This is a genomic window from Pseudoalteromonas sp. SR45-5 (assembly GCF_014163565.1).
In the GTDB taxonomy this organism is placed as follows: Bacteria; Pseudomonadota; Gammaproteobacteria; order Enterobacterales; family Alteromonadaceae; genus Pseudoalteromonas; species Pseudoalteromonas distincta.
The window spans coordinates 1-2,171 of record NZ_JACJDN010000647.1 but is presented as its reverse complement, the minus strand read 5'-3'; the positions used below and the strand labels follow the sequence as shown (position 1 = coordinate 2,171).

The 2,171-nt window shown below is 34.4% G+C and carries 4 protein-coding genes; all 4 read left to right on the top strand.

Annotation, left to right across the window (positions count from 1 at the left end; all coding sequences use genetic code 11):
• Positions 1-97: 97 nt before the first annotated feature.
• On the top strand, positions 98-631 hold the full coding sequence (locus H5072_RS17545) for an RDD family protein (protein ID WP_310735897.1): 534 nt from the start codon (positions 98-100) through the stop codon (positions 629-631).
• 110 nt (positions 632-741) lie between these two features.
• The gene (locus tag H5072_RS17540; RefSeq protein WP_004334605.1) at positions 742-1,110 is read left to right on the top strand and encodes a hypothetical protein; all 369 of its coding nucleotides are present in this window, start codon (positions 742-744) and stop codon (positions 1,108-1,110) included.
• 21 nt (positions 1,111-1,131) lie between these two features.
• The gene (locus H5072_RS17535; RefSeq protein WP_259395977.1) at positions 1,132-1,617 is read left to right on the top strand and encodes a hypothetical protein; all 486 of its coding nucleotides are present in this window, start codon (positions 1,132-1,134) and stop codon (positions 1,615-1,617) included.
• 75 nt (positions 1,618-1,692) lie between these two features.
• Entirely contained in the window at positions 1,693-2,025 is a 333-nt protein-coding gene (locus H5072_RS17530; protein WP_182694280.1) for a hypothetical protein, read from the top strand.
• Positions 2,026-2,171 lie beyond the last annotated feature (146 nt).

The window sequence follows — 2,171 nt, the reverse complement described above, 5'->3', positions numbered from 1 at the left end:
ATTACTTTTTAATAACACTATATGGATTTTTTGCATGGATTCTGAAATTGATTTTTCTACTTACACTTTAGATTAGCTTTACTCATCAGCGAGCGCTATAGATCGCGAAGCCTACCCAGATCGAGCAAAAGAAATAGACGACTTAATTGAAACGCGAGAAGCACAGAACCCATCTGAAAATATTGTATCAAAAGTAGCAGGAGAAAAAGCAACGCGCTCAGACAGGCTAGTGGCTGCTATTGTTGATGGCGTTTTAGGTGTTGTTTGTTTTATACCTGTATTCATACTCGTAGGGTTTGATAATTTAAGCCAACCAACACTTACTTTATTTGCAGGTTTGCTAGGTTATGGCATATTAAGCACGTTAGTGCTTCATGGTTACCTTATGTACCAACGCGGACAAACAATTGGTAAATCTTTAATGTCTATCCGTATTGAAAATTTAGATGGTACACAAGCAAGCTTTACTACAATTTACTTTAAACGCATGCTTTGTATGCAACTATTATCACTTATCCCTTCGGTAGGTCAGTTTATAGCTGGTTTTGTTAATCCATTATTTATATTTGGAAAAGATAAACGATGTTTACATGATCATTTAGCGGGAACAAAAGTGAGTTATGTAGATTAATCAGGATATTAATTATGGCAGCTTTGCCCAGGCAAAAAAAATTACCCGGATTTAAAATAATCTACAGCTTGGCTTTATCAGCATTATTTATTGTCATTTTGCTATTTTACATGGAAGTAATTAACGAAAAGCCTCTATTGCATCAGTTTTTATATTTGTTTGGATTATCTTCTTTAGGAGTGGTTATTGAATGGCTATCTACAAATAATAAGCAATCACAAGCTATTGATATTGCGAATGGTGAATTTAAATTACTTGGTATAAATATAAAGGTGTCTGAGCTAGAAGAAGTGCTTTATTGTCAAACGAAACGGTTTGAGCATACCTTAAGGTTTAAATTTAGAGACGCGACTTACCGAGACATAGAAATATCAGCCCCTGACCTGATTGATGATTTGCGTTTTTATCACTTTATGGTTGGTAACGGTTTACCAGTAAAAATGACAGACGATACAGGGCGTTTTTTTGAGCGAACTTAACATTACAGCAAGGAGCGAGTGATGATTAAAACAGCTTTTATGCTAGCAAGTGCGGTCTTTAGTGGATATTCACATGCAGACTCATTTGAAGGATGCTATTCAAGAACTGACAAAATAACTAGCGCGATCCCTATGCTCAACGATGATGGTAGCGAAAGTGATGAGCGTTTTAAATTAAAAACGAGCTATATAAATATATTTAAAAAAGACGATAAATATTTTACAGAAGGTCTTATCTGGGGCTTTAACTTTCATATTTGCACGATAACAGCGCCATTAGAAGGGACGACAGAACCATTACCTTTAATACTAAAGGGTAAAAAACTGGTGTTTGAAGAGCAAGAGCCCGAATACGATATTAACTGTAAGTTTGAGCTAGAATTTGATGAGAATGGTTTGAATATTATGGATGAAAACTATCATTGCTCTAACTACATGTTTTACTGTGGAGTACACGCAAGTGTTAATAATATCCAATTAGTTAAAACGTCTAAAGGGTGCAATTAACAAAGCCATTTTTAATATTTTTTGGATTAGCTAGTTTGTATTTTAACTTGTTGGTACAGCTAAGAAGGACTTACCATGCGCAGTTTTTTATTATTTATAGGCTACTCATCTTATATCGGTAGTATGGGTGATAGTCTGCTTGGTTTATATGCCTTATGGGTTCTAATAAGTAATGAATTAGCGCTACTAAGCTTATCGCTTAATGACTTTTTAGCGCAGTATGTTGAGTTTATATTTTGGGTGAAGCGGGTCGCATTTTATGTAATGCCACAAGGCATTGCCAAGTGGTTATTTGGCATACCAGCTGTTATTTACTTTCCTGTACGTATATTAATGAGCTTAGTAATTGGTTGGTGGGCGCTTAAAAAGGCAGCACAGTTAAAAAGCTTAAGGGTAATTAATAATTAAAGGCTACTTTTTAGTAGTTTTTTATTTGATAATCTTAAACAATTGAATAGCTTGAATTAGTTGTGTTAGATTGCTTTTTAATAACACTATATGACGGATTTTTTTCATGGACTCTGAAATAGATTTTTCTACCTACACTTTAGATG